Genomic DNA, 24,487 nt, shown 5'->3' on the forward strand with positions numbered 1-24,487 from the left:
CACAAGTGCAAAAATAATAAAACGAAAGGGCTAAGGTTATTTACACCTTAGCCCTTTCTATTTAGGCGAGTTTTTTCTCGCTTTAAGCTTGATTGGCTTTGATTTCCCGCAGATAGCGATAAATCGAATGCACTGAAATCCCCAATCGAGTGGCCGCGACTTGGGCACTGTCCTTGAGTTCGAAAATCCCTAACTCATGCAATTGATTGACGATTTCGCGACTCTTTTGTGAAGGTGAAATCGCGGGATTCGCGCGAACCTCATGGTTCACACTGTCGATAGTGCTATGGAGCGCTTCATCGATATTGCGGGCAAACACCTCGGGCGAGCTGGTCAGTTCGCTGCCAAGGAGTTGCTCTGGCATCATAGTGCGCAGTACTGATTGCAGTGGTGCATCCATGTCGCTGTTAATACACAGTAACCCTATGGGTTGATTTTTACTGTTACGGATCACCGTCGTAATTGATCTTAGCGTCTTACCATTGGCACATTTAGTCAGGTAAGAGTTGGAAATATCCTGACCGGTTTTGAGCTTGAGCAAGGCAAGGTTGGTTATTGGAGCTCCGACTTCACGGCCTGTGACATGGCCATTGGCAATTTTGACCACAGACGGATGTTTCGCATCTAGGCTGTGCAATACCACTTCTGTGTGTTGACCATACATGGCAGCGATGCCATCGACGATATTTTCGATGGATTTCAGAATATCCAGATCACTTTGCGTTAAATCTTGCAGTTTCACAATTTCAACCTTTAGTTATTAACCCGCCAATATTCAGCGGGTTAAAATCATCATGCCGACATAATATCGATAATAGTGACATCTGTGGATGACATGCCATTGAGGATCATTTTGCCAATGTTTTTAATGGTTTTCTCTACATCGGTAGCAATAATACCTTGGCCTGAGACATTGTGACTACTGAGCGCCATCAAAAATGAGCGCACGGCCGCACTGGATGAAGTGCTAACCTTCATGGCGCAAGACGCTTTAGCGCCGTCACACACCATGCCAGAGCTGTCGCTGATCACGTTTTGAATCGCGAAACAGGATTGTTCGAACGAGCCACCAGCTAAATACACCATGGCCATAGAAGCTGCTGCGCTGGTGACTGTATTGCCACAAAATGCCGACAGTGGTGGGTAATGGGACTTGATATAAATCGCCCCTAGATGGCTCATAATCAAGGCGCGGGCGAGTTTCTCTTCCGAAACCTTATAGCATTGTGCCGTCAATACCACAGGGATAGTTGCCGCTATGCCTTGATTACCACTACCAAGATTGCTCATGGCGGGCAAGTTCGCCCCGCCCATGCGAGCATCGGATGCTGCAGCAGTTAACATGACGATTTTATTCAGTAAGTCTTCACCGATAATGCCGGCGGCTATGCCGCTTTTCATGGTGCGGCCGACTTCAAGCCCATAGGGATTCGCCATGCCTTCATCGGATAATTTGCCGTTTAGCTCAGAGGCTTCGAGGATGAATTTGATCTCTTCGAAGGGGACTTCTTGGGCGAAGCGATAAATGGACTCGATAGTGATATCCACGCCTTCACAGATGGAACCAGTGGCTTTAGCTTGCGTGCTATCGACACTAAAGACGGATTCGCCGTTGAGGCGCTTCTCGGCGATCAGTGTATGGCCGCCGCAGATTTTCACTAGGGCTTCGCGGTCGCCTTTTTTCGCGATGACACAACAATAGATAAATTCTGCTGTTTCGGTGCGCTCGACCGTCACCTTGCCCGCATCGATAAGGGCCTGTGCTCTGGCGACTTGTTCTGGCTTGATCACAGCCAATACTTCTAAGCCCGCATCCGGATTACCCGCAATGGCGCCTGCTGCAGCGGCAATTGCCAGACCGATTTTGCCTGTGCCAGGCACAAACACGCCCATAGAGTTTTTATAAAGATTGTCAGACACTTGTACTGCAATTGAATCGGGTTCAACACCCAGCAAGGCGCGGGCGACGGCGGCGGCGTAAGCGGCGGCGATGGGCTCTGTGCAGCCTAATGCGGGCTTAACCACTTGTTTAATGATTTGAATATACTGCTGCCATTGGGGTTTCATGAGCTTACAACCTTATGTTAATGCTTAAATTTTAACGTGTGCTATCGCTTCAACTTCTACTTTAACGCCCAGTGGAAGGTCCTTCACCGCAAAACAGCTACGAGCTGGGCAGTCGGTTTTAAAATAGGTTTTATACACTTCGTTAAAGGCGGCAAAGTCACTGATCTCTGCAAGATAACAAGTGGTTTTAAGAATCGTGTCTAAGCTGCCACCACCTGCTTCGAGCACGTATTTGAGATTCTCTAATGATTGAATCGATTGCTCAGTAATCCCACCGTCAACTACGCTGCCTTTCTTTTTACAAACAGGGAGTTGGCCAGAGGTAAAAATGAGGTTGCCATAGGCTGTGCCATGGGAATAAGGGCCAATGGCCGCGGGAGCACGTTCTGCGTGAATAATAGTTTTCATTGTCTCTCCAACTTGCAAATAAAATTGAATGCCTAGGTCGGCGTATGTGCAACATTATTTGTATTTTTATGTTTTATTGCAATTATTTTTTAATGAATTTCATTTTACACTGCGGTTTGTGCGCTATTTATCTCGTTTTCAGTCAAGTTGTGAGCTTTAACTCTTTGTTCAACAAAAGTTGAGTATTTTGATTGCTGAGTTTGTTTTGTTCAAATATATTTGCACAAAATAATACCAACTAGGTAAAGGTGAAATGATGGATGCAACAATTACTGCTGCACAGTGGAAAGCAGATACCCGCTTCGATAGTACGGATTGGGGCTGGATTATCATGAGTATCGGAATGGCGATTGGCGCGGGGATCGTATTCTTGCCTGTGCAGGTCGGTTTGATGGGGTTATGGGTTTTCTTACTGTCTGGCATTATTGGCTATCCTGCCATGTATATGTTCCAACGGTTGTTTATCAATACCTTAGCGGAATCTCCAGAATGTAAGGATTACCCGAGTGTGATTTCGGGTTACTTAGGTAAAAACTGGGGTATGTTGTTGGGTGGTTTGTATTTCATCATGTTGGTTATTTGGGTGTTCGTTTATTCAACGGCCATTACAAACGACAGTGCTTCATTTTTGCAAAGTTTTGGGATCACCAAAGCGTTATTGTCAGAAAATCCTTTCTATGGTTTAGCCTTGATCTGCGGTCTTGTTGCTTTAGCCTCCCGCGGTGAGAATCTTTTGTTTAAGATCTCTACTTTTATGGTACTGACTAAGTTGGGCGTTGTCGCCGTGTTAGGGTTATTGATGGTGGATAAATGGGATATCAATAATATCGGCGCTATCCCAGCAACGGGAGATTGGTTGAAAGATGCGGTCGTTATGCTGCCCTTTACGCTAACATCGATTCTGTTTATTCAAAGTTTAAGCCCTATGGTGATTTCATACCGTTCGCGGGAAAAATCCCTTGCGGTAGCGCGCTTTAAAGCGATGCGCGCCATGAACATTGCCTTTGGCGTCTTGTTTGTCGTGGTGTTCTTTTATGCTGTGTCATTCACCCTAGCAATGGGACATGATCAGGCTGTGCGTGCATCGGAAGAAAATATCTCGGCTCTTGCTATGGTTGCCCAAGGTATGCAGGGACAAACACTTAAATTGCTGAGTTTAACCTTGAATATTTTTGCGGTGATGACGGCTTACTTTGGCGTATATCTCGGTTTTAGGGAAGCTTGCCAAGGTTTGACCATGAACATGCTGCGCCGTTATATGCCTGAAGATCGTATCAACAAAAAGCTTGTTGGTTACGGCATTATGATTTTTACCATTCTATTATCTTGGGGCGCGATTGTGTTGAATGCGCCAGTGCTGAGCTTTACGTCGATTTGTAGTCCAATTTTTGGTTTAGTCGGTTGTTTGATCCCCGCTTATTTAGTGTACCAAGTACCTGCATTACATAAGTACAAGGGTGTGTCGCTGTATATCATTATTATCACAGGCTTATTGCTGTGCGTATCTCCCTTCTTAGCGTTTAGTTAACACGGATGTTTAGTTAACACGGATAAAGTGGTACAAAAAGATAAGCTTTAAGGAATTAAAAACCGGTATTAAGTGTAAACTCAATACCGGTTTTCTATGTTGAGCAATCATTTCGATAATGCTCTATGGTCAAAGTTTGAATTGAGATGTGGCGTTTTTTAGTTCATCGGCAAAATCGACTAATCCCTCAGAAACATTGCGAACCTGCGACAGAATTTGTAATGTCTGTTCGAATGAAGCGTTCATATTGACGACGTTATCGACCACTTGGGAAGCGACCGAGGCTTGTTCTTCCGTTGCCGAGGCAATGTGGGTATTCATACTATTGATACTGACAATCTGCTGCTGAATTGATTTCAGCGCACTCCCTGTATTTTGAGCATTGGTTTCATTTTCCGATGACTTCGACATCGCCACATTCATGGTATTGACCGAGGAAATGGCCGCCGTTTTAAGGTTTTGTAACACATGGCGAATTTCAGTGGTTGCATCGGCTGTTTTAGAGGCGAGAGCGCGGACCTCATCAGCGACTACGGCAAAGCCTCGTCCCTGCTCACCCGCGCGGGCGGCTTCGATGGCGGCATTAAGTGCCAACAGGTTGGTTTGCTCGGCAATAGAGGTAATCACATTTAAGATAGAAGTGACATTTTCAGTATCTCTGGCGAGCTCATTGATCGAGTTAGAAGCCGCCTGAATTCCTGTATTTAATTGCTGTGAAATATCGATGGTACGCTGAACGACTGTCATACCTTGCATCGCTTCTTTCTCCGCGACCTGTGCTGCACTGGCGGCTTGGCGGGCATTTTGCGAAATTTCGATGACAGAGTGACGCATGTCTTCCATTGAGACTTGTACTGCGCTGGCATCATGGCTTTGCCGCTGGGTGGCATGCGTCGCATCTTCCATGCGCTGTTTGAGTGAGCGCGAGCTATCAAGTAAGGGATCGGTAACATTCACCACCCTTCGAATAGAATCTCCGAGCAAGCGAAGAAATCGATTGAAGTTACTTGATACTTGGCCGAGTTCATCGCAACCAGACACTTTGAGCTGATGACTAAGATCGCCTTTTCCATCGGCCAGCTCACTCAGTGACTGGGCGACATTACGCGCAGATGAGCTGATAGCGCGTGCTATGGCAATAGTGACAATCAACATCACGATCAGTAAAGCGATGCCGATGGAGAGGGTGAGCCACAAACTTTGCGCAGATCTGTCGCCAGCTTCTTTTATCGATTGTTTAAATTCGAGTACTTTGCTTTGTTTGTAATCTTGTATTTCATTAAGTACAGCTTCATAGGCTTGGGATTTTTCTTGGCTGATCTGGCCAATGTTTGCCATATCAATCGTACCCGCCAACATGCCTTTAGCCAGCTTAATCGTCATGTCGTTATAGCGGGTTAATTTAGCGGATAGATTACTGAGTTTATTGGCTTGCGAGGGATCGACACTATCTAATTGTTGTAGGTTTTTACGTAGAGATTCATACATAGTACCTGCATTCGTTAACAGGTCTTCGTCGGCAAAAGAAACCGATTGAGTGTAAAGTTCATCGAGTTGTTGGATAAAAAACACGTTTTGATTGGCGAGTTCAACTCTTTGGTAAACTTGCTGCTCCATATAATTAAGTGTGGTGCGATTTTTATTTATGGAGATGACACTAATGCTTAAGTTTAAAGCGAAAATGATGACAGCTAAAATAAATATCGCGATAACTTTTTTAAAAATAGAAATATCATTAAAGAAATTCATCCCTTGCCCCCAAGTTGTGCCGAGCTTGAGCTCGGCACTCCAATCTAAAACTCGGCAATAACTTTTACCGAATCATTGGCCTCACTACTATCAATATAGCCAATAATATTGGGGTTCGATGCAACTAATTTTATCATCTCCGCCCCACTAGTGACTTCCTTGGGTGGCGTTCCTTTGCCTGTAAATACTTTTTGTGACCAATATGACTTAAGTTGGCTGGATGACTTGCCCAGCACTTTAGTATCAAAGGTTTCCCTTAAGGGCATTGCACTGTCAAGATTGACCGGCACGGCCTGCGCTCCACCAGGAAAGGTCTTTGTTTTCCCTAGAAAAATATTTTCAATAACCTTTTGGTCGACAGTGTCTGCATTACTGGGATGAACGATGACAACCACACCAGCAAATAGTGGCATTGAGACTAAGCTGAGTAGGATTAAGCAAAGTAACTTATTCATTTCTCTCTCCTAAAATACTAAGTCAATGCCAAGACTGATTGATTTCGAATCCCCTGCGACTTTCATACCTGGGCCACCGTCATCTTTAACGTCATCATACTGAATTTTAAAGGCCGCCGAAGGATGGAAATCCCAACGTATACCTGCAGAACTTGTATGGTGAACTTCACCGCCTTCACCATCATTGAAGTCCGAATAGGAAATGTAAGGCATCACTGAATCGATACGATAGCCGAACGAGAGAAGATAAGTATCTAGATTACTCCCATCGAGATCTAAGCGGTTAAGCTCAGATAAAAAAAGGAAATTCTCATAATCTATATTAACGGATAGGCCATAAAACTTACCCGTACGTTGGTTGCTACCATTCCATTCCTGCTGAATACCACCAATATAACGTTCGTTAGTGTATTGCATATGCGTGAGGCGAATATCTAACCAATCTTTATTGAATTGAACAACAATACCGCCTATATCCTTCCATACTTCTCGGGTATTTTCGAGGAAGAAAAAATCAGATAAAAGCTTATTAGGTTCGCTATCTTCGCTACCGTAATAAACTTGTCCAGACATAGTCCAGTCGCCAATTAAATAGTTATATAAGGCGCTGACACCTGTGTAGTTAAATATTTGCCATGTGTAATTATCTGCGGGTGGACGTATCCAAGGATAAGCATATCCAACATCAAAAAAGTCACTGTAATAGTAGAGCGGTAAGCGTTTTTTACCTCCTTGTACTGTCCAATGATCATTGATCTCATAGGACAGATAAGCCCATTCAAAACTTGCCGAAAAGTCATCAGCCCCCCGGGAAACAACCTGTGCAGTAGCAGATAAACCTTCGAGCAAATCCGCTGAGAATTGAATACCAAATAAGGTATCGGGTTTGAAACTAATATCTTCATCATAGGCGCCAACGAGTGGATAGTCGGCGAGAAAGGTGGGGCCTAAATCAAACTCTGCAACGCCCGAACCTTCGAGAACTTGACCAGCAACAACTGAGGCAAAACCTGAAATGTTGACTTCTGCATAAGCGGTGGAGCTGAGCAAAAGTGAGCAAAGACCTAATGAAAGCTTATGTTTCATAAAAAAGCCCTTTAAGTGAGTATATTCGTTTTTAAGCCTAGAACAGGCACAAACATACGCAAACTTTTATTAAACATTTTTGCAACATAGTGGTCTGGCTCCCATTTTGAAAGATAAGTTTGATATTTTATGAGTAAAAAGCGTTAGGTAATTCGAGCTAACTTAAGTCAAAACTGTAAGTTCAATATTCTAAATTTGGAATGATTACTCAGCCATACCATTAAACTGTTCAGGTGAGACTGTGTTCTCCCTGAAAATTGTTTCGAAAATTCGCCAAAGAATATTATTGATTTTGCTAAATGAGAGACTCAAAGCTTGAGTGAAAAGTGGTGAGATAATTATCTTTATTAACAATATTAGCCAAAGCTAAATGTGGTTGTTATTTAGCCTTTAGATTATAAAAATAACGCAATGGATACTTTTTATTAAACTAAAATTGGGCTTTTTACATAAAAATACTCTAAATCTATCATTGATTATGCTTGTTAAGTCAACGTCGATATTTATTCTATTTCGTGAGTATGCCAGCGCTGTAGTATATTTTCCTGAGTCTTTTTCTCCGATGTAGTGGTTTTATACTGTATGGTTAGCGGCTTGATTGCTGCACAGTGCTATAGCACCTATAATCTTGCTCTCTTATGTTGAGTTTCTCTTCTTTCTAAACATGATCCAATAAAAGGAATGTCATAATGCAAAGACGCAATTTTTTAAAAAGTGCGGCTATTTTGTCGACTGCGGGTTTTATCACGCCAGTATTGGCATCTTCCTCTAAATCGAGTGTCGTTGAACCTAGCTCAAGCGATGGACGCCGCCGTTTTATCTTAACCAACACTTACCATCTTGTTGCTCCTGAAGGCTCTGAGGGCGTGGTTAAGTTATGGATACCTTTACCTGAAGACACGCAATTCCAATTGGTGAGTCAGTTGAATTTTACGGGCAGTTTTAAAGACGCCTATATCAGTTCAAACAACAGTTATGGCGCCAAAACCCTGTTTGCGACTTGGCCCGATGCCAAAGCGAACATGACAATAACGGTTGAGCTTGATATTGAAACGATAGATTGGGAACCCGTTAAAAGCGGCGCCTTAACCCATTACCGCACTCCAGAGCAGATACATTATCCTGCAGATGTTGAACGTTATTTGCTGCCGACTAAACACATGCCGATTAATGGTATTGTGAAGCAAACAGCAGATAAGATCGTTGGCAGCGAGACTGAACCACTGAAGCAAGCACGACTGATTTATCTTTGGGTTAGCGCTAATATGTTTCGCGATAATAGCGTGATTGGCTGTGGTACGGGTGATGTAGCAAGTATCCTCGAAAGTGGCAAGTTAGGCGGTAAGTGTACTGATATTAACTCAGTATTTGTGGCGCTAATGCGCGCAGTGGGGATCCCTGCCCGTGAGATGTTTGGGATTCGCTTAGGTCAGGCGATCAAGATGGGCGAATACTCTAAAAAGGCCTTTGGTAGTGCCGATGACAAAGGGGTTGCCGATGTCAGTGGTGGTCAACATTGTCGCGCTATGTTCTATTTAGCGGGTTATGGTTGGTTGCCAGCCGATCCTGCTGATGTGACAAAAATGCGTTTGACGGAGAAAAAAGAACACAGCGATCCCGCAGTTCAGGCCGTGAATGATTACCTCTTTGGCAATTGGGAAATGAACTGGGTTGGCTTTAACTATGGCCGCGACTTTGATTTATTCCCTACAGCCGAACAGACACCACTGAATAACTTTGGTTACCCGTATGCCGAAGTTGATGGCGATCCCGTGAACTATTATGAGCCTAAAGTGTTTGCCTATGACTACCAGTCAACCGAACAACGCTAAGGGCCTCTTAGCGACTATGGCCGCCGCAGTGGTTGCTGCGGTTGCTTCAAGCCTATGCTGTATTGCACCGCTTATTTATCTGGTGTTCGGGGTGTCGGCCGCAAGTCTGTCGGGGATTGAGCAACTGAGCTGGCTGCAAGTGCCCATGTTGATACTGTCGACTGGGCTGATTCTGATGGGATTTTGGCGGCTCTATTTTGCTAAAAAACCACTGTGTACCGCGACGTTGAGTCGTACTCAGATGCTGTGGCTGTACTGGTTAACTGTACCTGTTGTGCTGGCATTTCAGTCATATCCTTTTGTATTACCTTGGTTATTAGAGGTGCTTGAATGAAGTTAGTGTTATTTCTCGCCTTAAGTCTGTGTTCAGCGTCGAGCTGGGCGGCAAACGTGCTGGTCACCTTAGATGTTAAGGGCATGACTTGTCCGCTGTGTGTCACTGTCGTGAATAAAGCGCTGCGTAAAACCGATGGGGTGATTAAGGCCAAGGCTTCGTTAAAAACGGAGCAAGCCTTAGTGACAGTGCCAGAGGATTTTAATCTAGATAGTTTGCTTAAGGCCGTCGACGAAACTGGGTATAAGGGCAGTATTAATAAGGTAGAAAAACAATCCTAAGCGTCGGTGTCTTTAGTAACGGATTGAGCGACATTATAAAATATCAGTCTAGCTTCAAATGATTAGACTGATATTTCACCGAGAAAATACACTCTGTATCCCACCTGTTACTTCCTTCACTGCCTACTTTTTCCTTTGCGGGTCATTTCTTCGTTAGCTGTAATACACCTCGGGCTCGATACGACGTTGCCGCTCTTCATTTTTCTCCGATGATTCTTTAATCAGATCCAATTTTTGCGCTTGCAGTAATTCTAGTTGCTTGGCTTTTTGTTCTTCAGATAGATTTTCATCGGCTGCAACTTTCGCCATTTCTTCATCTATCTTATTAATTTTATCCCTATCGACTCCTGTACGGTTATCTAAAATAGCCTGCATGGCTTTGTCCAACCTGTTGATGCTTTTGTCTGGTTCAGGCGTGCCTGCAATGGCTTGCACATTACTCGTGTAGCCTTGTTTAGCGTTAGGGGCCAGATGGCTATAGGTATCGGCAGTCGTTACCGATGCTGCAGAGGAGAGCGTTACAGTATCTTGGCTTATTGATGAAGTTAGATTCGCCGCCGTTATTGAATTTGCACGGGTTCCTAGGCCATTTGTGCTCGGCTCGACTTGCTTGAGTGGCACATTGGCATAACTTTTCGCAAAGGTATTGGTATAACTATTGGGGTTAATTGTGCTCATATTCGACTCCTTTATATATGAATCTGTCCCTTGGCCACCTGCGGTTTAAAATGTTGAGCGGTTAACTAATGGGTGTTGCTGGACGTTTCAATATTATCTGATGACAACTTTGCAATTTGAATTAGCAAGTTATAGGCCAAGTTAGGTTTATTTGTGGTTGATTTATCAGGAGTCACTGTTAAACGATACTTTTAAAAAATATTTATACAAAAACTTGATCCTTGTACAACTATGGTCCGTAATTAGAAGCATAGTGATACAAGGAGTCGACTTATGTACAAGTTTAACCCGCAGCGAATTCAGATTGGGATCAGTGCTTGCTTATTAGGGGAGAAGGTTCGTTTTGATGGCGGACATAAAAATTCGACCTATTGTAATCAAGAGATTAAGCAATTTTTCGATTATGTGCCCATCTGTCCTGAAATGGCGATTGGCTTAGGTGCACCCCGGAAAAGTATCCGACTAGTCCGTGATGGGGAAACCATCTTAGTTCAGAGTGGTGACGGTAGCTTAGATGTGACCGATAAGCTCAATGAATACAGCGAAAATAAGGTTGAAGAGCTCGATTTCCTTGGCGGATACTTGCTTTGCGCTAAGTCGCCAACCTGCGGCATGGAGCGGGTAACAGAGTATAAAATTGGCACTAACAATGGTTCTAAGTCTGGCATTGGTGTATTTGCTCGCAAGTTGATGGAACGATATCCACTATTGCCCGTGGAAGAAGAAGGCCGCTTGCATGACATGGTGCTGCGGGAGAACTTTTTCACCCGCGTTTATGCCTATCACGATTGGCACCTGATGAAACATGAAGGGCTGACTAAGCATAAGTTAGTGAAGTTTCATTCCCGCTATAAATACCTATTAATGGCACACAGCCCGACATGGTATCGCGAGCTTGGTCCGATAGTGGCCAATATTGAGGATCTTGAGCAAAGCGCGACCCGCTACTTTGAAGGTTTTATGACGGCGCTGAAAATTAATGCGACCCGTAAAAATCATACCAGTACGCTGCAGCATATTCAGGGTTACTTTAAAAAGCATTTGAGCAAAGAGCAAAAGACAGAACTGTCTGAAGCGATTATGAAATATCGCCAAGGTCTATTGCCGTTATTAGTACCTATCACGCTCATTAACCATTATTTACGCGAATTTCCAACACCTTATATTGAAGAGCAAGTGTACTTAAACCCTCATCCTGAGGCGTTAAAGCTGCGCTATGCCTATTAACGTTTACCTAATCGCATTCAGTTGATTTTAGCTTTTGATTTAGTGAGTTATTACTGAAATATGAAACAAACTATAGAGAACACGGCCCACACAGAACCCAATGGTGAGATATTACTCCCCATCGGTGAAGTGTCGGCCTTAACTGGCGTGAATGCCGTGACCTTAAGGGCATGGCAGCGTCGTTTTGGTTTAGTGATCCCTGCACGTACACCCAAGGGACACAGATTATATACGAGTGAAAATATCCAAGAAATCCATGAGATTAATGCATGGCTAGCTAAAGGTGTTGCGATCAGTAAGGTTAAACCTTTGCTGATGAGTGCTGCTAAATCTTCATTTACAGAAATAGTTCAAACTCAAGCCATTGATTTATGGTGCGAGCAAGTCACTGCGCTCAATACGGCATTATTCGATTTCAATCAGCACAAATTACAGCAGATATTAGATGATGCATTTGGCTTATATCCTTTCCAATTGGTGAAAGAAAAGTTGCTACAACCTTGGCTTAATCAACTCGAGGACTTAGTGAATGAGCGGCTCGATGCCGAGTTGATTATTGCTTGGTTAAAGAGCGAGTTACTTAACCGAGTGGGTGGACGTCATGCCTTTAATGGGCAGGCCGTGACGGCGAGAATCGCTCTGGTGAGTCTATCCCGTGGGGCACATACCTCGCTTAATTCCACCCGCACTAACATTTTATTTTCTCTACTTCTATCGCTCGAGTTAGCGTCGCTGCGGGTATCGGTTATTGATCTTGGCGAGCAAGCCATGGGCAGTTTACCTTTGCTGCGAGGCAGGCTTAACGTCGATGCACTTTTGCTTATTCCCGACTCAAATCATTCGGGTTCTGAACAGACTGAAATGCTGACTGTATTGGAACAAATGACTTTCCCATGCTGGTTTATGGGGCCTTTTGCGCCAACGTTAAGCTTTTTATCTGCTTTTTTGGCGTCTTCGACGACGGACTTGATTGGGAAAATACCATCTCGTTTAGCGGGGAAGGTGAATAGAAGTCGTAAGCACAGTGGAAAGATGAATACCGTGAATCAAAGCGAGCAGATAAATAGCGAGAAAAACAATGACATTAGCTAACGATTCAATGCCAATAGATTCAATTCCAATAAAAGTGCAGGGCAATAATGCACTGATGTGGTTTCGCCAAGATTTACGCCTTGCCGATAATCAGGCATTAACCGCCGCTTGCGATTGGGCGCGGGAGAATGGCGTGGCACTTAAGGCCATTTACATTGCTACGCCAACCCAGTGGCAGCGCCATGACGTTGCGTCAATTCAGTTGGATTTTATCGAACGTCATATCAATCTACTTGCCCAAGGGCTGGCGAGTCTTGGTATTGGATTCGAGTTAATTCAGTTAGATACCTTTGCTGATGTACCTGAGTTTATCGGTCACTATTGCCAGCAACAGGGGATTGGTCGAGTGTTTGCTGGTCGCGAGCCTGAGATTAACGAGCAACAGCGCGACCAAGCCTGTATTCAATCGGGGATTCCTCTGGTGTTAACCGATGAGCATTGTTTGCTTAAGCCGGGCACTGTGCTGAATTTGTCCGGCGACATGTACAAGGTTTTCACTCCTTTTAGCCGTAAGTGGCGAGAAATTGCCGCCCGCTATGCCATTTTGCCGCTTCCTGTTCCGGCGCCACTTGGACCTGTGTTGGCCGAGCCAAAGCCGCTTTTGTTTAACAATGTCACTAAAGTGTCGAGTGAACTTTGGGCTGCGGGAGAAGGGCAGGCAAAGCGTTTGCTCTCGGCATTTATTCAGCAGAAAGTGCAGGATTATAAGCAAGATAGGGATTTCCCCGCGATTGATGGTACTAGCTCAATTTCACCCTATCTGGCCATTGGTGTGGTTAGCCCAAGACAATGCGTTGCCGCGCTGCTGCATCAATTCCCTGAGGTGATTGTCGACGACACTAGCCCTGCTCGTACTTGGTTAAATGAGCTTACTTGGCGTGAGTTTTACCGTCACTTACTGGTGGCATTTCCCGGTTTATCTAAGAATCACAATTTCAATCGTCAAGCCGACCATGTGCAGTGGCGCAATAACCCGCAGGAGTTTGCTGCTTGGTGTGAAGGTCGTACTGGCTATCCGATTGTGGATGCCGCAATGCGCCAACTCAATCAAACGGGTTGGATGCACAATCGGCTGCGTATGGTGGTGGCGAGTTTCCTGACTAAACATCTGCTGATTGACTGGCGCTGGGGGGAGCGTTATTTCCGCCAAAAACTGATTGATGGTGACTTAGCCGCGAATAATGGCGGCTGGCAGTGGTCTGCTGGTTGTGGCTGCGATGCTCAGCCTTATTTCCGTATTTTTAATCCTATAAGCCAGAGTGAAAAATTTGATCCAGATGGCAGCTTTATCCGTAAGTATTTACCAGAGCTCGCATCTTGGGGAATTAAGCAATTACATCAACCCAGTACAGCGCAGACACCGTCCTTGTTTGAACAGCCGTTATTCAACACTAAAACGGCTTATCCAAGTGCGATTGTCGAGCACAGTGCAGCAAGAGCAAGGGCATTAACCGTATTAGGCGTATTGAAAAAGGCCACGGCCCAATAAATAGGATCAGGAGCAATAACAAGATGATAAACCAAGCGACGACTGAGACTAATACGCTTGTTGATGATTTTATTCAGCTTTATCAAGCTTTGAATAAAGATAACTTGCATCTGTTAGGTCGGGTTTACGACGACAGTATTAGTTTTACCGATCCTATGCATCAAATCACAGGGCTAGCGTCGTTAACTCAGTACTTCGCGAAGTTATATAAGAATGTTAAGCATATTCAGTTTGAGATCAAAGAAGTACAGCAGGATGCGAATCAAGCCGCGCTGTTCTGGCAGATGGAATATAGCCACCCTAAGTTGAATAAAGGCGGACTTATCCGTGTTGATGGCATGAGCCAACTTAAATTCAACGACAAGATTTATTTTCACAGGGATTACTTCGACTTAGGGCAAATGTTGTATGAGCATTTGCCTTGCATGGGCGGGCTTATCCGCTTGCTCAAAGACAGGGCGGCAAAGTAATGGACGCTGTTAAGCCGATGAAAATAAATACAGTGCTGATTACAGGTGCAAGCTCAGGCATTGGGTTGCAACTGGCGCAGGATTATTTGTCCTTAGGTTGGCACGTCATTGCCTGTGGCCGCTCGCTGCAAAGGTTAGAGGCGTTAGCCTTGAATGAACTAGTCGGTGCTACGTTGTTTATCTTCGATATATCCCAGCGCGACCAAGTTCATCAAGCTGGCCAAAATGTAGCTGAGCTATTGGCGAAAACAGATTCTCAGCTCGATTTGGTCATTTTGAATGCGGGCAGTTGTGAATATATTGATGATGCTAAGGCTTTCGATGATGTGTTGTTCGAGCGCGTTATCCATACCAATCTAATTGCAATGGGATATTGCCTCGGGGCATTTTTACCTTTAATGCCTAGGGGTTCACGTATTGGCTTAATGAGTTCTAGTGCTATTTATTTACCTTTCCCTCGCGCTGAAGCTTACGGCGCCTCTAAAGCTGGCGTGCAGTATTTAGCCTCGAGTCTCGCGCTCGATCTTGCCAAGAACGACATAGGCGTGAGCTTGATTTGCCCTGGTTTTGTGGCGACACCATTGACCGCAAAAAATGATTTTTCTATGCCAATGCAAGTGAGTGTACAAACCGCTTCTAAGGCGATACGTAATGGGCTGAAAGGTGGCAAGCGCGAGATCCATTTTCCGCGACGCTTTACTTATCTATTGAAGTTGATGTCGTTTTTACCTGCCTTTGTGTGGCAAAAAATGATTGCAAACGATACTCAAGCCAAGCCGCTAAAGGACAAGAGTTTATGACAAATATCGCCATCGTCGGCACCGGCATTTCTGGATTAACCTGTGGCCATCTATTAAGTGAGTCGCACAGGGTTACAGTGTTTGAGGCCAATGACTATATCGGCGGCCACACGGCGACAGTCGATGTGGAGCATCAAGGGCAAACCTACGCTATAGATACAGGTTTCATCGTGTTTAATGACAGAACGTATCCACGATTTGAACGTTTATTGGCTCGCCTTAATGTCACCATATTACCGACTGAGATGAGTTTTAGCGTGCACAATGCTCTGACTGGGCTTGAATACAACGGCCACAATTTAGGCAGTTTGTTTGCCCAAAAGCGTAACCTCCTGAATCCACGCTTTTGGGCCTTTTTAAAAGAGATATTGCGCTTCAATAAAGGCTGTAAGGCACTCTATCAACAGGATATTTATCCCGAAGGTAACTTAGGTGATTATTTAGACAATGAACACTTCTCACCATTTTTCGCTGAGCATTACATTTTGCCCATGGGCGCGGCGATTTGGTCTTCGAGCATAGAAGATATGCGCGCGTTTTCGTTGAAGTTTTTTATTCGTTTCTTCCAGCACCATGGCTTATTAAATGTCAGTGATAGACCCCAGTGGTATGTGCTAAAGGGTGGCTCGCGTAGCTATATTCCTGATCTTATTGCGCCCTTTAAAGACAATATCCGCCTTAACTCACCCGTGACAGGTATTGAGCGCCATGGCCATGGGGTGAAGTTACAAGTCCACGGTGAATGGTTGGAATTTGATGAGGTGATTTTAGCCTGTCATAGCGACCAAGCACTGCGGATGTTAAACGATCCTACGCCAACAGAACGCGCCATTTTAGGCGACCTCAGCTACCAGAATAACGATGTGGTGCTGCACATGGATACACGTATTTTACCGAAGCGAAAAGCCGCTTGGGCGAGTTGGAATTATAGGTTAGATGGTAATCTAAAACGTCCAGCGTCAGTGACTTACAACATGAACATACTGCAACAGTTGCCAGCCAATGCGCCGACCTTTTGTGTCACCTTGAATCAGTCAGAGTTGATTGATGAGTCGAAAGTGATACGCCGCTTCAATTATGCCCACCCAGTGTTTAACGAAGCCAGTCTTAAGGCTCAGGGCCGCCGTGAGGAAATATCCGGGCAAAATCATACTCATTTTGCTGGCGCCTATTGGCACAATGGTTTCCATGAAGATGGCGTTCGCAGTGCACTTGATGTGTGTGCCCATTTTGGTGTCAGCCTATGACAGAGCTCAATAGCGGTATTTATTACGGCACTGTATCCCACAGCCGTTTTACACCGATTAAACATAGCTTTAGTTATGCCATGGCGCTGTTGGCGATTGATTTAGATGAAGTCGATAAGATCAGTGCCATGGGGCGAGTTTTTGCCAGCCAGCGCCGCGCTTTACTAAGATTCAATCCTAAAGACTATTTAACTTCTTTTACGACTAAATCCAATGACAGTGGTGAAGTGGCTGTTGTCGATCCGAGCGCAGCTGCACTTAAGAGTCGCGTATTGACTCAAGTGGCAGCGTTAGGCGCAGATAAACTGTGCGATCGAGTTTTGTTTGTGGGTCAGATCCGCCATTTGGGCGTGTATTTTAGCCCAGTAAATTTCTACTTTTGTTATCAAGATCAAACGCCTTTATACATGTTGGCCGAGGTGAGTAACACGCCTTGGGATCAGCGCCATTGCTATTTAGTCGATTTAGCCGCGCCAAAACCTTCTGACAAAGTGTTTCACGTGTCTCCCTTTATGACTCTCGATATGCGTTATCTCTGGCATGTGTCTGCGCCGAGTGAAGACTTAAACATCGGTATTGAAAACAAGTCGATGCAAGAGAATGGCAAAAAACTGTTTAATGCCAATTTAGTGATGAAACGCCAACCGATCACGGCGGCCAATTTACGGACGCTTTTGTTTCGCTTCCCTTTTATGACTCTCAAGATCTTCTTCGGGATTTATTGGCAAGCGCTAAAACTCTTTTTTAAACGTGTGCCCTTTGTGCCGCATCCAGCTCAGATGGAGAAATAACATGGAAAATACGGCTTCGCAAACCTCAGTCACCACAGGGAAACTGCCCGACAGTATTGCGCGTAAAGTATTGCTTAAGGCGCTGGAAAGTCTCCCACATGGCTGCTTGACCTTGGTTGAGGGCGACAAGAGTTATCGTTTTGGTGAGAGTCATACCGATTTACACGCCACGCTTGTGGTTAAACACCCGAGTTTTTATCGTCAAATCATGCTTTCAGGCTCCATTGGCGCGGGTGAAGGTTATATTCAAGGCCATTGGACGAGCCCAGATCTCACCAAAGTCGTACAACTGTTTGCCCGTAATTTAGCCTTACTCGATAAGATTGAAGCCAAATTCTCTTGGTTAACTGGCACGATAAACCGTGTGAAGCATGTGCTGAATCGCAATTCTCAAGAGGGCTCAAAGCGGAATATTCTTGCCCACTATGATTTGGGTAATGCTATGTATGAGCAATTCCTCGACCGTGAAATGTTGTATTCGAGCGCGCTTTATCCCCATGAGGAAGCCAGTTTGCAGGAAGCGCAGTTGTTTAAGCTGATGACTATTTGTGAACGACTCGATTTACAGCCAGGTCAAACCTTGCTTGAGATTGGTACTGGCTGGGGCGCGCTGGCTATTTATGCGGCTAAGCATTATGGCGTGCACGTGACAACAACAACGATTTCAGATGCGCAATACGCCTATACCAAAGCCCGTGTCGAACGCGAAGGGCTAAGCGATAAAGTGACGCTGCTGACAGAGGACTATCGCAATCTCACTGGGGAATACGACAGGGTTGTTTCTATCGAGATGATTGAAGCTGTGGGGCATGAGTATTTACCAGGCTTCTTTAAAAAGCTGGAAACATTGTTAAAACCCAATGGGCGCATGCTGCTACAGGCGATAACGATTGCCGATCAACGTTACGACAGTTATCGCAAAAGTGTGGATTTTATTCAGCGTTATATTTTCCCCGGTGGCTGCTTACCCTCAGTGAGCCAAATGGTCGGTCACATTGCCAAACAGACGGACATGGTGGTCTGGTCGCTCAATGATATGGGGCTCGATTACGCTAAAACCTTAAAACATTGGCATGAGAATTTTGATCATGCGATAGGCGAAATCCAAGCTTTAGGTTATGGCGATGATTTTATTCGGATGTGGAAATTTTACCTAAGTTATTGTGAAGGTGGATTTTTAGAACGTACCACAAGCACAGTGCATTTAGTGGCTGTGCGTCCGGACTATCGCATTGCTAGCCATCATCTCCCAAGCCATAGCCCTAATGCGACGTAATTTGTTTTGATTAAGCAGTCACTTTAGTGGAAATAACCATTTTCGTTGGAATGAGCCGCTTTGTTTACAGCAAGATAAAAGTGAGGCAAAGATGAAGTCCATGTTAGCTAACTCTCGGGTTCCTTTTAAACATCAGGGCTTTATTCTCTATAACGCCTTGAGTTTTCAGGCTGTATGGTGGTCTAGTGTACTTTGGCTTAACACCTCTCTGTTGTTAACTATCCCTTTGTTATTATTTCACTTTATCCTGCTAGCTTCCTTAAGTAAGCCCGGGTATCGCAAAGTTGATTTGCTATTGATGCTAAAGGTTGCAGCCTTAGGAATAGGCGTAGATACAGTACTCTCTGTTTTAGGGGTGTTTGAGTTTGCTCTTTTCCCTTGGTGGCTTGGTTGCCTGTGGCTGCATTTTGCTTTGACTCTGAATCATAGTTTGGCCTTTATGCGACCTTTACCGCTGATATTTCAGGCGTTACTCGGGGGCGTATTTGGTGGGTTAAGCTATTTGGCTGGCGCACAATTTAATGCCGTGAGTTTGCCCTATGGCAATGTTATTTCTGCTGTGGTGTTATTTTTGGTTTGGCTAGTCTTGCTGCCATTTTTAATCCAACTTGCTAATCCCTATGGATTTAATCGAAGCACTAAAGCGCGTTCTTTTACTGTGTTTGGGCGTTAATTATTGAGTTGTAGGAATTGATCGCGGTTAAGTCATTATGCCGTTTTTAGTTAAGTACCTGTTGTAAGACATTATGCAGTAAAAGGGGGATCCCATGTCGTCAGTTCGTAATCGTAGCCCAAATCTTGGTTTTTCATTTTTGAATTCAAGCTGCTTAAGTATATTGGCCCTCAGTTTATTGGCCGCACCTTTAAAAGCGTTAGAGGCGAAAACGCCTGATTTTGAAAACATTACTATCGAACTGAATGATGCCACCGATGTGACGCAGACTTTTCAGGAAGTGGGCCGCGGAGAAATGGATTGGCTGTGGTTTAGTTTGTATAAGGCCAGACTGATGACGGTAAATGGCCGTTATCAACAGGGGCAATATCCTCTGCTGTTAGATATTGAATATTATCGAGATATTGAGTCAGAGGATTTGCTCGAAGCGACAAAAGATCAATGGAAGCATCTAGCGTTTGCCGAAAATGATATCCAACGTTGGTTGGGTTTATTAAATGCGACTTGGCCCGATGTGAAGCAGGGCGACCATTTAAGTTTTAAGGTGATAGATGGACAAACGAGTCAGTTTTTCTTTAATCATCAACCACTCGACATTATCCATGATGCTAATTTTGCTGAGGCATTTTTAGCGATTTGGTTATCGAAAGCCACTAGTCGTCCTAGTTTGCGGGCGCAATTACTCGGAGAAAAACCATGCGATTGTTGAAACGGCTTGTCGGCCGAAAGTTATTTTTAGGTTTAATAATGATAGGGCTGTTGTCGAGTTGTTCATCGGTGGAAGTGACTGATTATAAAGACACTCATCCGACATTGGTTTTGGAGTCATTTTTTAATGGACCATTAAAAGCCTCTGGGGTCGTACAAGATTTTAGTGGAAAAGTAATCCGCAAATTCAATGTCATTATGGAAGCCAGTTGGCAGGGAAGTGAGGGGGTCATTAATGAATGGTTTGTGTATGATGATGGTGAAACTCAAACGCGTGTATGGCGCATTAAGGCACTAGGGGAAGGGCGATACTCAGGAACTGCAGGTGACATTATCGGGACTGCCGATGGCCAATCTAGCGGCAGTGCGCTACGTTGGAAATACGATATGTTATTGCCTGTGGATGGTGAGGAATATCAAGTTCATTTCGACGATTGGATGTTCTTAGTGAATGATAATACCATTATAAATCAGAGCGATATTATTAAGTTTGGCATCACAGTTGCTAAAGTCACTTTAGTTATTCAAAAATAGTCTCAGCAATTTTTAGTTAAGTTGGCTTACCCCAGCTTGTCTTGGATTCACTCTGTTGATTAAGGCTTAAATGTTGATTAAGACTTAAATTGGCTTAAACAGTATAGCTTGGCTAATAACCCCCTTTTTTCTGCATTAAAGTGTTGAAGTCAAACCAAAGTTGCAGCTAGGCATTTTTGCTAGTGGCATAAGTGATATATGGGGGTAAGGTTATTGCAACCCATTGTTTAAATTTAATTAATCTGAACTTAAGTCTAAGTCTAAGTCTAAGTCTAAGTCTAAATAGATAGGGGGTAGTCGATGAAAAAACACGTTGTTTTATGGGGAGTATTTTTAAGTCTGTCGTTAACTGCTTGTTCATCTTTTGACTTTAAGTTTGAGGATCATTCTGAGAAACAAGTCGATCCTCATCAACCCGCAAGCGATCCTATGGTGCAAGATAATGAACGTCGTATTCGAGATGCGAGAAAAGACGGTCAGTTAGAATCCGATTTTCTAAAACCTAGGTATCCAGTTAAGTTTAAATAAGAAAATGCCTTAGGAACTCACTTCAACCTCAATACTTAACTATCAATAGCAAGTATTAAGGTTGCTAGGGGAGAGGCGAAGAACTAACCCGCTTGACGACTGTTATCTATCGATTTTTTGTCATAATATTCAAACGGAAACAGATTACGAATCCTTTGCTTTACATTGTCACTCACGTTGGCAGAAATATGTAAGCGTACATCTCCTGATTTTTCAGCCCTAACAGTACAAGTCAGTTTTTCGGTTTTAGCGATTTGGCGGCATTCCCGTTCGAATCGTTCGGGGATCTTGCCCTTATGCTGAGTCATACGGCCATCTTTAAAATGCATTTCAAAAATAGTCAGACCTTTCTTGCCACCAAATATCAGTTTGTAAACGAGAAATATACCAATAGCGACAAAAATGAGTTTGAAAATATCGGCTGTCATAACGCCTCCTATCTTATGTTTATAGAACCAAGATACTCCCGAGTTAGTTGTTTTAACAGTGCGCTAACGCGCAATTTTGAATTGGCAATAAAATGATTCCAGCCTAGACTTAACTGGCTAAGGAAAAGTAACCCCTCAGTTAAGGAAAACGCCATGTACTTATCAAATGCAGATCGTTGGTCATTATTGTGTAAGAAGCAAATCGATGTTATCGAAAAACTTGCTACACATTTCCCCGAGAGAAAAGCACATCTAAGTGAGCTCACTCAAGGGTGGCGCCATGTTCAACATCAAGTTCAAGCAGGTGATAGGCCTATGCCACTCGAGCTCATCAAATAAGCACGATTGAGTCATTTGGAACTAGATAGTTTGTATAAGAACGCAAAGCCACTCAATAATGAGTGGCTTTTTTATGTGGCGAATATAAAACTATCATTTATAGGGGTAAAGGATGAAGTGATTGTCTGTTGCGTGAAGTCAATAAATTATCTTATACGCTCAATTTGAGCGCTTATTGTGCCAGTATTGAGGGCGCTATCGTTATTATTGAGGAAAGTCAGTTGTGTTTTGCTTTGAAACGATTCAAATTTCATATACAAAAAACAGATACAAAAAAGCCACTCATTGAGTGGCTTCATTGTTTATATAGTGCGGGCACCAAGAGTCGAACTCGGGACCTGCTGAAATTATCGAGAGTAAGTCAGTTGCGCTTTGTACTGAACACTTCAAATTTCAGATACAAAAAAGCCACTCATTGAGTGGCTTTTTTGTTTATATGGTGCCGGCACCAAGAGTCGAACTCGGGACCTACTGATTACAAGTCAGTTGCTCTACCAACTGAGCTATGCCGGCGTAAAGCACAGTAATAAACCCAATCGAATTCATTACCTTAAAAGTGGTGCCCGAACCCGGAATCGAACCAGGGACACGAGGATTTTCAATCCTCTGCTCTACCGACTGAGCTATTCGGGCAACTAAACTAAGCGTTAGTTAACTACTTTGAACTAAGTCGTGAAGACCTTGTTCGTTCGAAGTGCGCGTATAATATAGTGCTCGCTTTAGCTGTGCAAGCCCTTTTTAAGTGACTGATTAACTATTAAACAAAATGCGCTTATTTATTTGATTCTTTCGTTTTACTCTTATTTTACCGCTGAAAGTTTCAGCACTTTAACGCCAATAGGTGTTCCTTATGGCTGTTTATCCTAACTTCCTCATTCATTTATCTGCTATTGGGGAGAGAAAAATTAAGGTTTAAGCTCATCTATTGCAAGCAAGGAGCTGTGGAGCGCAGTGGGTATTGTTGAGTTTTGATTGATGGCTGGCTGATATTTATGGGGTGTAACTAAGCGGAGCAACTAAGAGTAAGCGAGTGGCTTGTTTATTGATATGGTGCTGGTATCAAGAGTCAAACACGAGGCCAACTGTTCTGTTGTTATCGAGGGTAAATCAGTTGCTGTTCATTACTCACATCTTGTGTTTTTATTCAAATTTCAGATACAAAAAAGCCACTCATTGAGTGGCTTCATTGTTTTATATGGTGCTGGTATCAAGAGTCGAACTCGGGACCTACTGGTATTATCAAGAGTAAGTCAGTTGCGATTGGCCACAGACTTTGTGAGTTATTATTCAAATTTCAGATACAAAAAAACCACTCATTGAGTGGTTTCATTGTTTTATATGGTGCCGGCACCAAGAGTCGAACTCGGGACCTACTGATTACAAGTCAGTTGCTCTACCAACTGAGCTATGCCGGCTTAAATCTTTACTGCAATTTTTACTACAGAATAATGGTGCCCGAACCCGGAATCGAACCAGGGACACGAGGATTTTCAATCCTCTGCTCTACCGACTGAGCTATTCGGGCAACTAAACTAAGTGTTAGTTAACTACTTTGAACTCGTTGGCTAAGCCGTATCGTTCGAAGTGCGGCTATATTAGCTAGGGTGTTTGACCTCTGCAAGTGCTTTTTCCTGATAAATCACTCGTTCGGCTGTTTAATGCACATCTTGGGTGTTTTTTATCTCTTATTCTGTGAACTCAGTTCAATTTCATTCGTTGGCTGTATTTTTCAAGTCAGAGGGATACTGATGTTTACTATAGCTTTGTGCTCACAGATCATGATTTTTGGCTTACTTTCTAAAATTTAGAAAGATATAAGCGATTTTTACTGATTTTAGTTTTTAAATTTAGATTTATGATAATGAATATTATTTCATGGATAGCATGAAGAAAACGCGAGTACGGAGTCGCAGTATGTTTCGAAATTGTCAGTTTGCTTATGGAATTACCGCCATTGTGACCCATTGGTTGAGTGCGTTCGTCGTGATTGGGTTATTTGCAGTCGGTGTGTGGATGGTGGAGTTAACCTACTACAGTACTTGGTACAAGACTGCGCCGCATCTACATAAAAGTATTGGGATTCTGTTATTGGCTGCGACAATATTTCGTTTGGTATGGCGCTTAGTTAATCCCAAGCCTGTACCTGAGGCGAGTCATAAACCGTGGGAAAAGACGGCCGCACATTTGGCGCATTTTATTATTTATGTCTTGCTCTTTGTCATTATGACTGCTGGCATTTTGATCTCAACCGCAGATGGCCGTGGTATCTGGGTGTTTGATTGGTTTGAACTACCAGGATTGGGACTTTTGTTTGAAAACCAAGCTGATATCGCGGGTGATATTCACCAGTATGCGGCTTACAGCTTGATCGCGCTGGTCGTTATTCACGCGGCGGGCGCATTAAAACATCACTTTATCGATAAAGACACTACCCTACTTAGAATGATTAAATTTAAACGAGGATAAT

General features: G+C 43.8%; 26 protein-coding genes and 4 tRNA genes. 18 read left to right on the forward strand and 12 right to left on the reverse strand.

Features of this window, described 5'->3' with window-relative positions; genetic code table 11:
* Positions 1-82: 82 nt before the first annotated feature.
* From L5M18_RS12310 to L5M18_RS12320, 3 genes are read right to left on the reverse strand one after another with little or no spacing between them, the layout of a single operon-like run.
* Positions 83-742 carry a transcriptional regulator gene (locus L5M18_RS12310; RefSeq protein WP_113939392.1) on the reverse strand — a complete coding sequence of 220 codons (660 nt, stop codon included), beginning with the start codon at positions 740-742 and terminating at the stop codon, positions 83-85.
* Between the two features lie 50 nt (positions 743-792).
* Complete coding sequence (locus L5M18_RS12315; RefSeq protein ID WP_263197124.1) at positions 793-2,067, reverse strand: serine dehydratase subunit alpha family protein; 1,275 nt, start codon at positions 2,065-2,067, stop codon at positions 793-795.
* Between the two features lie 24 nt (positions 2,068-2,091).
* Positions 2,092-2,475, reverse strand: a complete 384-nt coding sequence (locus L5M18_RS12320) for a RidA family protein (RefSeq protein WP_168823011.1) — start codon at positions 2,473-2,475, stop codon at positions 2,092-2,094.
* 256 nt (positions 2,476-2,731) lie between these two features.
* On the opposite strand from L5M18_RS12320, the gene L5M18_RS12325 reads away from it, so the two are divergent.
* On the forward strand, positions 2,732-4,003 hold the full coding sequence (locus L5M18_RS12325) for an amino acid permease (RefSeq protein WP_168823082.1): 1,272 nt from the start codon (positions 2,732-2,734) through the stop codon (positions 4,001-4,003).
* Between the two features lie 129 nt (positions 4,004-4,132).
* Here the strand turns inward: L5M18_RS12325 and L5M18_RS12330 are convergent, their stop codons facing one another.
* The 3 genes from L5M18_RS12330 to L5M18_RS12340 are packed head-to-tail and all read right to left on the reverse strand — an operon-like array spanning position 4,133 to position 7,293.
* Positions 4,133-5,752 carry a methyl-accepting chemotaxis protein gene (locus L5M18_RS12330; RefSeq protein ID WP_263197126.1) on the reverse strand — a complete coding sequence of 540 codons (1,620 nt, stop codon included), beginning with the start codon at positions 5,750-5,752 and terminating at the stop codon, positions 4,133-4,135.
* A 44-nt stretch (positions 5,753-5,796) separates the two neighbouring features.
* Positions 5,797-6,207, reverse strand: a complete 411-nt coding sequence (locus L5M18_RS12335) for a phosphate ABC transporter substrate-binding protein (protein ID WP_105251847.1) — start codon at positions 6,205-6,207, stop codon at positions 5,797-5,799.
* Positions 6,208-6,216: 9 nt separating this feature from the next.
* Positions 6,217-7,293: a porin gene (locus tag L5M18_RS12340; protein ID WP_168823015.1), complete on the reverse strand. Its 1,077-nt coding sequence runs from the start codon at positions 7,291-7,293 to the stop codon at positions 6,217-6,219.
* A 689-nt stretch (positions 7,294-7,982) separates the two neighbouring features.
* Here L5M18_RS12340 and L5M18_RS12345 point away from each other — a divergent pair.
* Genes L5M18_RS12345 through L5M18_RS12355 form a run of 3 tightly spaced genes read left to right on the forward strand, consistent with a single transcriptional unit; the run spans position 7,983 to position 9,740 of the window.
* Entirely contained in the window at positions 7,983-9,125 is a 1,143-nt protein-coding gene (locus tag L5M18_RS12345; protein WP_263197127.1) for a transglutaminase-like domain-containing protein, read from the forward strand.
* A gap of 16 nt (positions 9,126-9,141) precedes the next feature.
* Positions 9,142-9,459, forward strand: a complete 318-nt coding sequence (locus L5M18_RS12350) for a hypothetical protein (protein ID WP_049821785.1) — start codon at positions 9,142-9,144, stop codon at positions 9,457-9,459.
* Complete coding sequence (locus tag L5M18_RS12355; RefSeq protein WP_028761311.1) at positions 9,456-9,740, forward strand: heavy-metal-associated domain-containing protein; 285 nt, start codon at positions 9,456-9,458, stop codon at positions 9,738-9,740. The genes L5M18_RS12350 and L5M18_RS12355 overlap by 4 nt, the downstream gene beginning before the upstream one ends.
* A 153-nt stretch (positions 9,741-9,893) precedes the next feature.
* Here the strand turns inward: L5M18_RS12355 and L5M18_RS12360 are convergent, their stop codons facing one another.
* Positions 9,894-10,418, reverse strand: coding sequence for a hypothetical protein (locus L5M18_RS12360; RefSeq protein WP_219254048.1), 525 nt, complete (start codon positions 10,416-10,418; stop codon positions 9,894-9,896).
* 273 nt (positions 10,419-10,691) lie between these two features.
* On the opposite strand from L5M18_RS12360, the gene L5M18_RS12365 reads away from it, so the two are divergent.
* From L5M18_RS12365 to L5M18_RS12420, 12 genes are all read left to right on the forward strand, one after another.
* Positions 10,692-11,645, forward strand: a complete 954-nt coding sequence (locus L5M18_RS12365; protein WP_107946875.1) for a YbgA family protein — start codon at positions 10,692-10,694, stop codon at positions 11,643-11,645.
* Positions 11,646-11,705: 60 nt separating this feature from the next.
* Positions 11,706-12,737, forward strand: coding sequence for a MerR family transcriptional regulator (locus tag L5M18_RS12370; RefSeq protein ID WP_173243593.1), 1,032 nt, complete (start codon positions 11,706-11,708; stop codon positions 12,735-12,737).
* Complete coding sequence (gene phrB / locus L5M18_RS12375; protein WP_263197129.1) at positions 12,724-14,226, forward strand: deoxyribodipyrimidine photo-lyase; 1,503 nt, start codon at positions 12,724-12,726, stop codon at positions 14,224-14,226. Before L5M18_RS12370 ends, phrB begins: the two co-directional genes overlap by 14 nt.
* 23 nt (positions 14,227-14,249) lie before the next feature.
* Entirely contained in the window at positions 14,250-14,696 is a 447-nt protein-coding gene (locus L5M18_RS12380) for a nuclear transport factor 2 family protein (protein ID WP_219251282.1), read from the forward strand.
* Complete coding sequence (locus L5M18_RS12385) at positions 14,696-15,496, forward strand: SDR family NAD(P)-dependent oxidoreductase (RefSeq protein WP_028761305.1); 801 nt, start codon at positions 14,696-14,698, stop codon at positions 15,494-15,496. Before L5M18_RS12380 ends, L5M18_RS12385 begins: the two co-directional genes overlap by 1 nt.
* Positions 15,493-16,743, forward strand: a complete 1,251-nt coding sequence (locus L5M18_RS12390) for an NAD(P)/FAD-dependent oxidoreductase (protein WP_263197130.1) — start codon at positions 15,493-15,495, stop codon at positions 16,741-16,743. The genes L5M18_RS12385 and L5M18_RS12390 overlap by 4 nt, the downstream gene beginning before the upstream one ends.
* Entirely contained in the window at positions 16,740-17,534 is a 795-nt protein-coding gene (locus L5M18_RS12395; protein WP_263197132.1) for a DUF1365 domain-containing protein, read from the forward strand. The genes L5M18_RS12390 and L5M18_RS12395 overlap by 4 nt, the downstream gene beginning before the upstream one ends.
* Position 17,535: 1 nt before the next feature.
* Positions 17,536-18,810, forward strand: a complete 1,275-nt coding sequence (locus L5M18_RS12400) for an SAM-dependent methyltransferase (protein WP_131523642.1) — start codon at positions 17,536-17,538, stop codon at positions 18,808-18,810.
* A gap of 91 nt (positions 18,811-18,901) precedes the next feature.
* Complete coding sequence (locus tag L5M18_RS12405; protein WP_212600764.1) at positions 18,902-19,483, forward strand: DUF2878 domain-containing protein; 582 nt, start codon at positions 18,902-18,904, stop codon at positions 19,481-19,483.
* Positions 19,484-19,577: 94 nt separating this feature from the next.
* The gene (locus L5M18_RS12410; protein ID WP_263197133.1) at positions 19,578-20,192 is read left to right on the forward strand and encodes a chalcone isomerase family protein; all 615 of its coding nucleotides are present in this window, start codon (positions 19,578-19,580) and stop codon (positions 20,190-20,192) included.
* Positions 20,180-20,725, forward strand: coding sequence for a DUF3833 domain-containing protein (locus L5M18_RS12415; RefSeq protein ID WP_105251860.1), 546 nt, complete (start codon positions 20,180-20,182; stop codon positions 20,723-20,725). Before L5M18_RS12410 ends, L5M18_RS12415 begins: the two co-directional genes overlap by 13 nt.
* A gap of 300 nt (positions 20,726-21,025) precedes the next feature.
* Positions 21,026-21,253: a hypothetical protein gene (locus L5M18_RS12420; protein ID WP_113939410.1), complete on the forward strand. Its 228-nt coding sequence runs from the start codon at positions 21,026-21,028 to the stop codon at positions 21,251-21,253.
* Positions 21,254-21,336: 83 nt separating this feature from the next.
* Here the strand turns inward: L5M18_RS12420 and L5M18_RS12425 are convergent, their stop codons facing one another.
* Positions 21,337-21,681 (reverse strand): DUF3634 family protein, encoded by a 345-nt coding sequence (locus tag L5M18_RS12425; protein ID WP_105251862.1) that lies wholly within the window; start codon positions 21,679-21,681, stop codon positions 21,337-21,339.
* 153 nt (positions 21,682-21,834) lie between these two features.
* On the opposite strand from L5M18_RS12425, the gene L5M18_RS12430 reads away from it, so the two are divergent.
* Positions 21,835-22,020, forward strand: a complete 186-nt coding sequence (locus tag L5M18_RS12430) for a hypothetical protein (protein WP_105251863.1) — start codon at positions 21,835-21,837, stop codon at positions 22,018-22,020.
* Positions 22,021-22,457: 437 nt separating this feature from the next.
* On the opposite strand, the gene L5M18_RS12435 is transcribed toward L5M18_RS12430, so the two are convergent.
* From L5M18_RS12435 to L5M18_RS12450, 4 genes are all read right to left on the reverse strand, one after another.
* A tRNA-Thr gene (locus L5M18_RS12435) sits at positions 22,458-22,533 on the reverse strand.
* Positions 22,534-22,577: 44 nt separating this feature from the next.
* Positions 22,578-22,653: transfer RNA gene (locus tag L5M18_RS12440), tRNA-Phe, on the reverse strand.
* Positions 22,654-23,359: 706 nt separating this feature from the next.
* Positions 23,360-23,435 (reverse strand) — tRNA-Thr (locus tag L5M18_RS12445).
* 34 nt (positions 23,436-23,469) lie between these two features.
* Positions 23,470-23,545 (reverse strand) — tRNA-Phe (locus L5M18_RS12450).
* Between the two features lie 389 nt (positions 23,546-23,934).
* On the opposite strand from L5M18_RS12450, the gene L5M18_RS12455 reads away from it, so the two are divergent.
* Positions 23,935-24,486, forward strand: a complete 552-nt coding sequence (locus L5M18_RS12455) for a cytochrome b (RefSeq protein ID WP_028761298.1) — start codon at positions 23,935-23,937, stop codon at positions 24,484-24,486.
* Position 24,487 lies beyond the last annotated feature (1 nt).

The organism is Shewanella sp. SM20 (assembly GCF_025654545.1).
Taxonomy (GTDB): Bacteria; Pseudomonadota; Gammaproteobacteria; order Enterobacterales; family Shewanellaceae; genus Shewanella; species Shewanella oncorhynchi.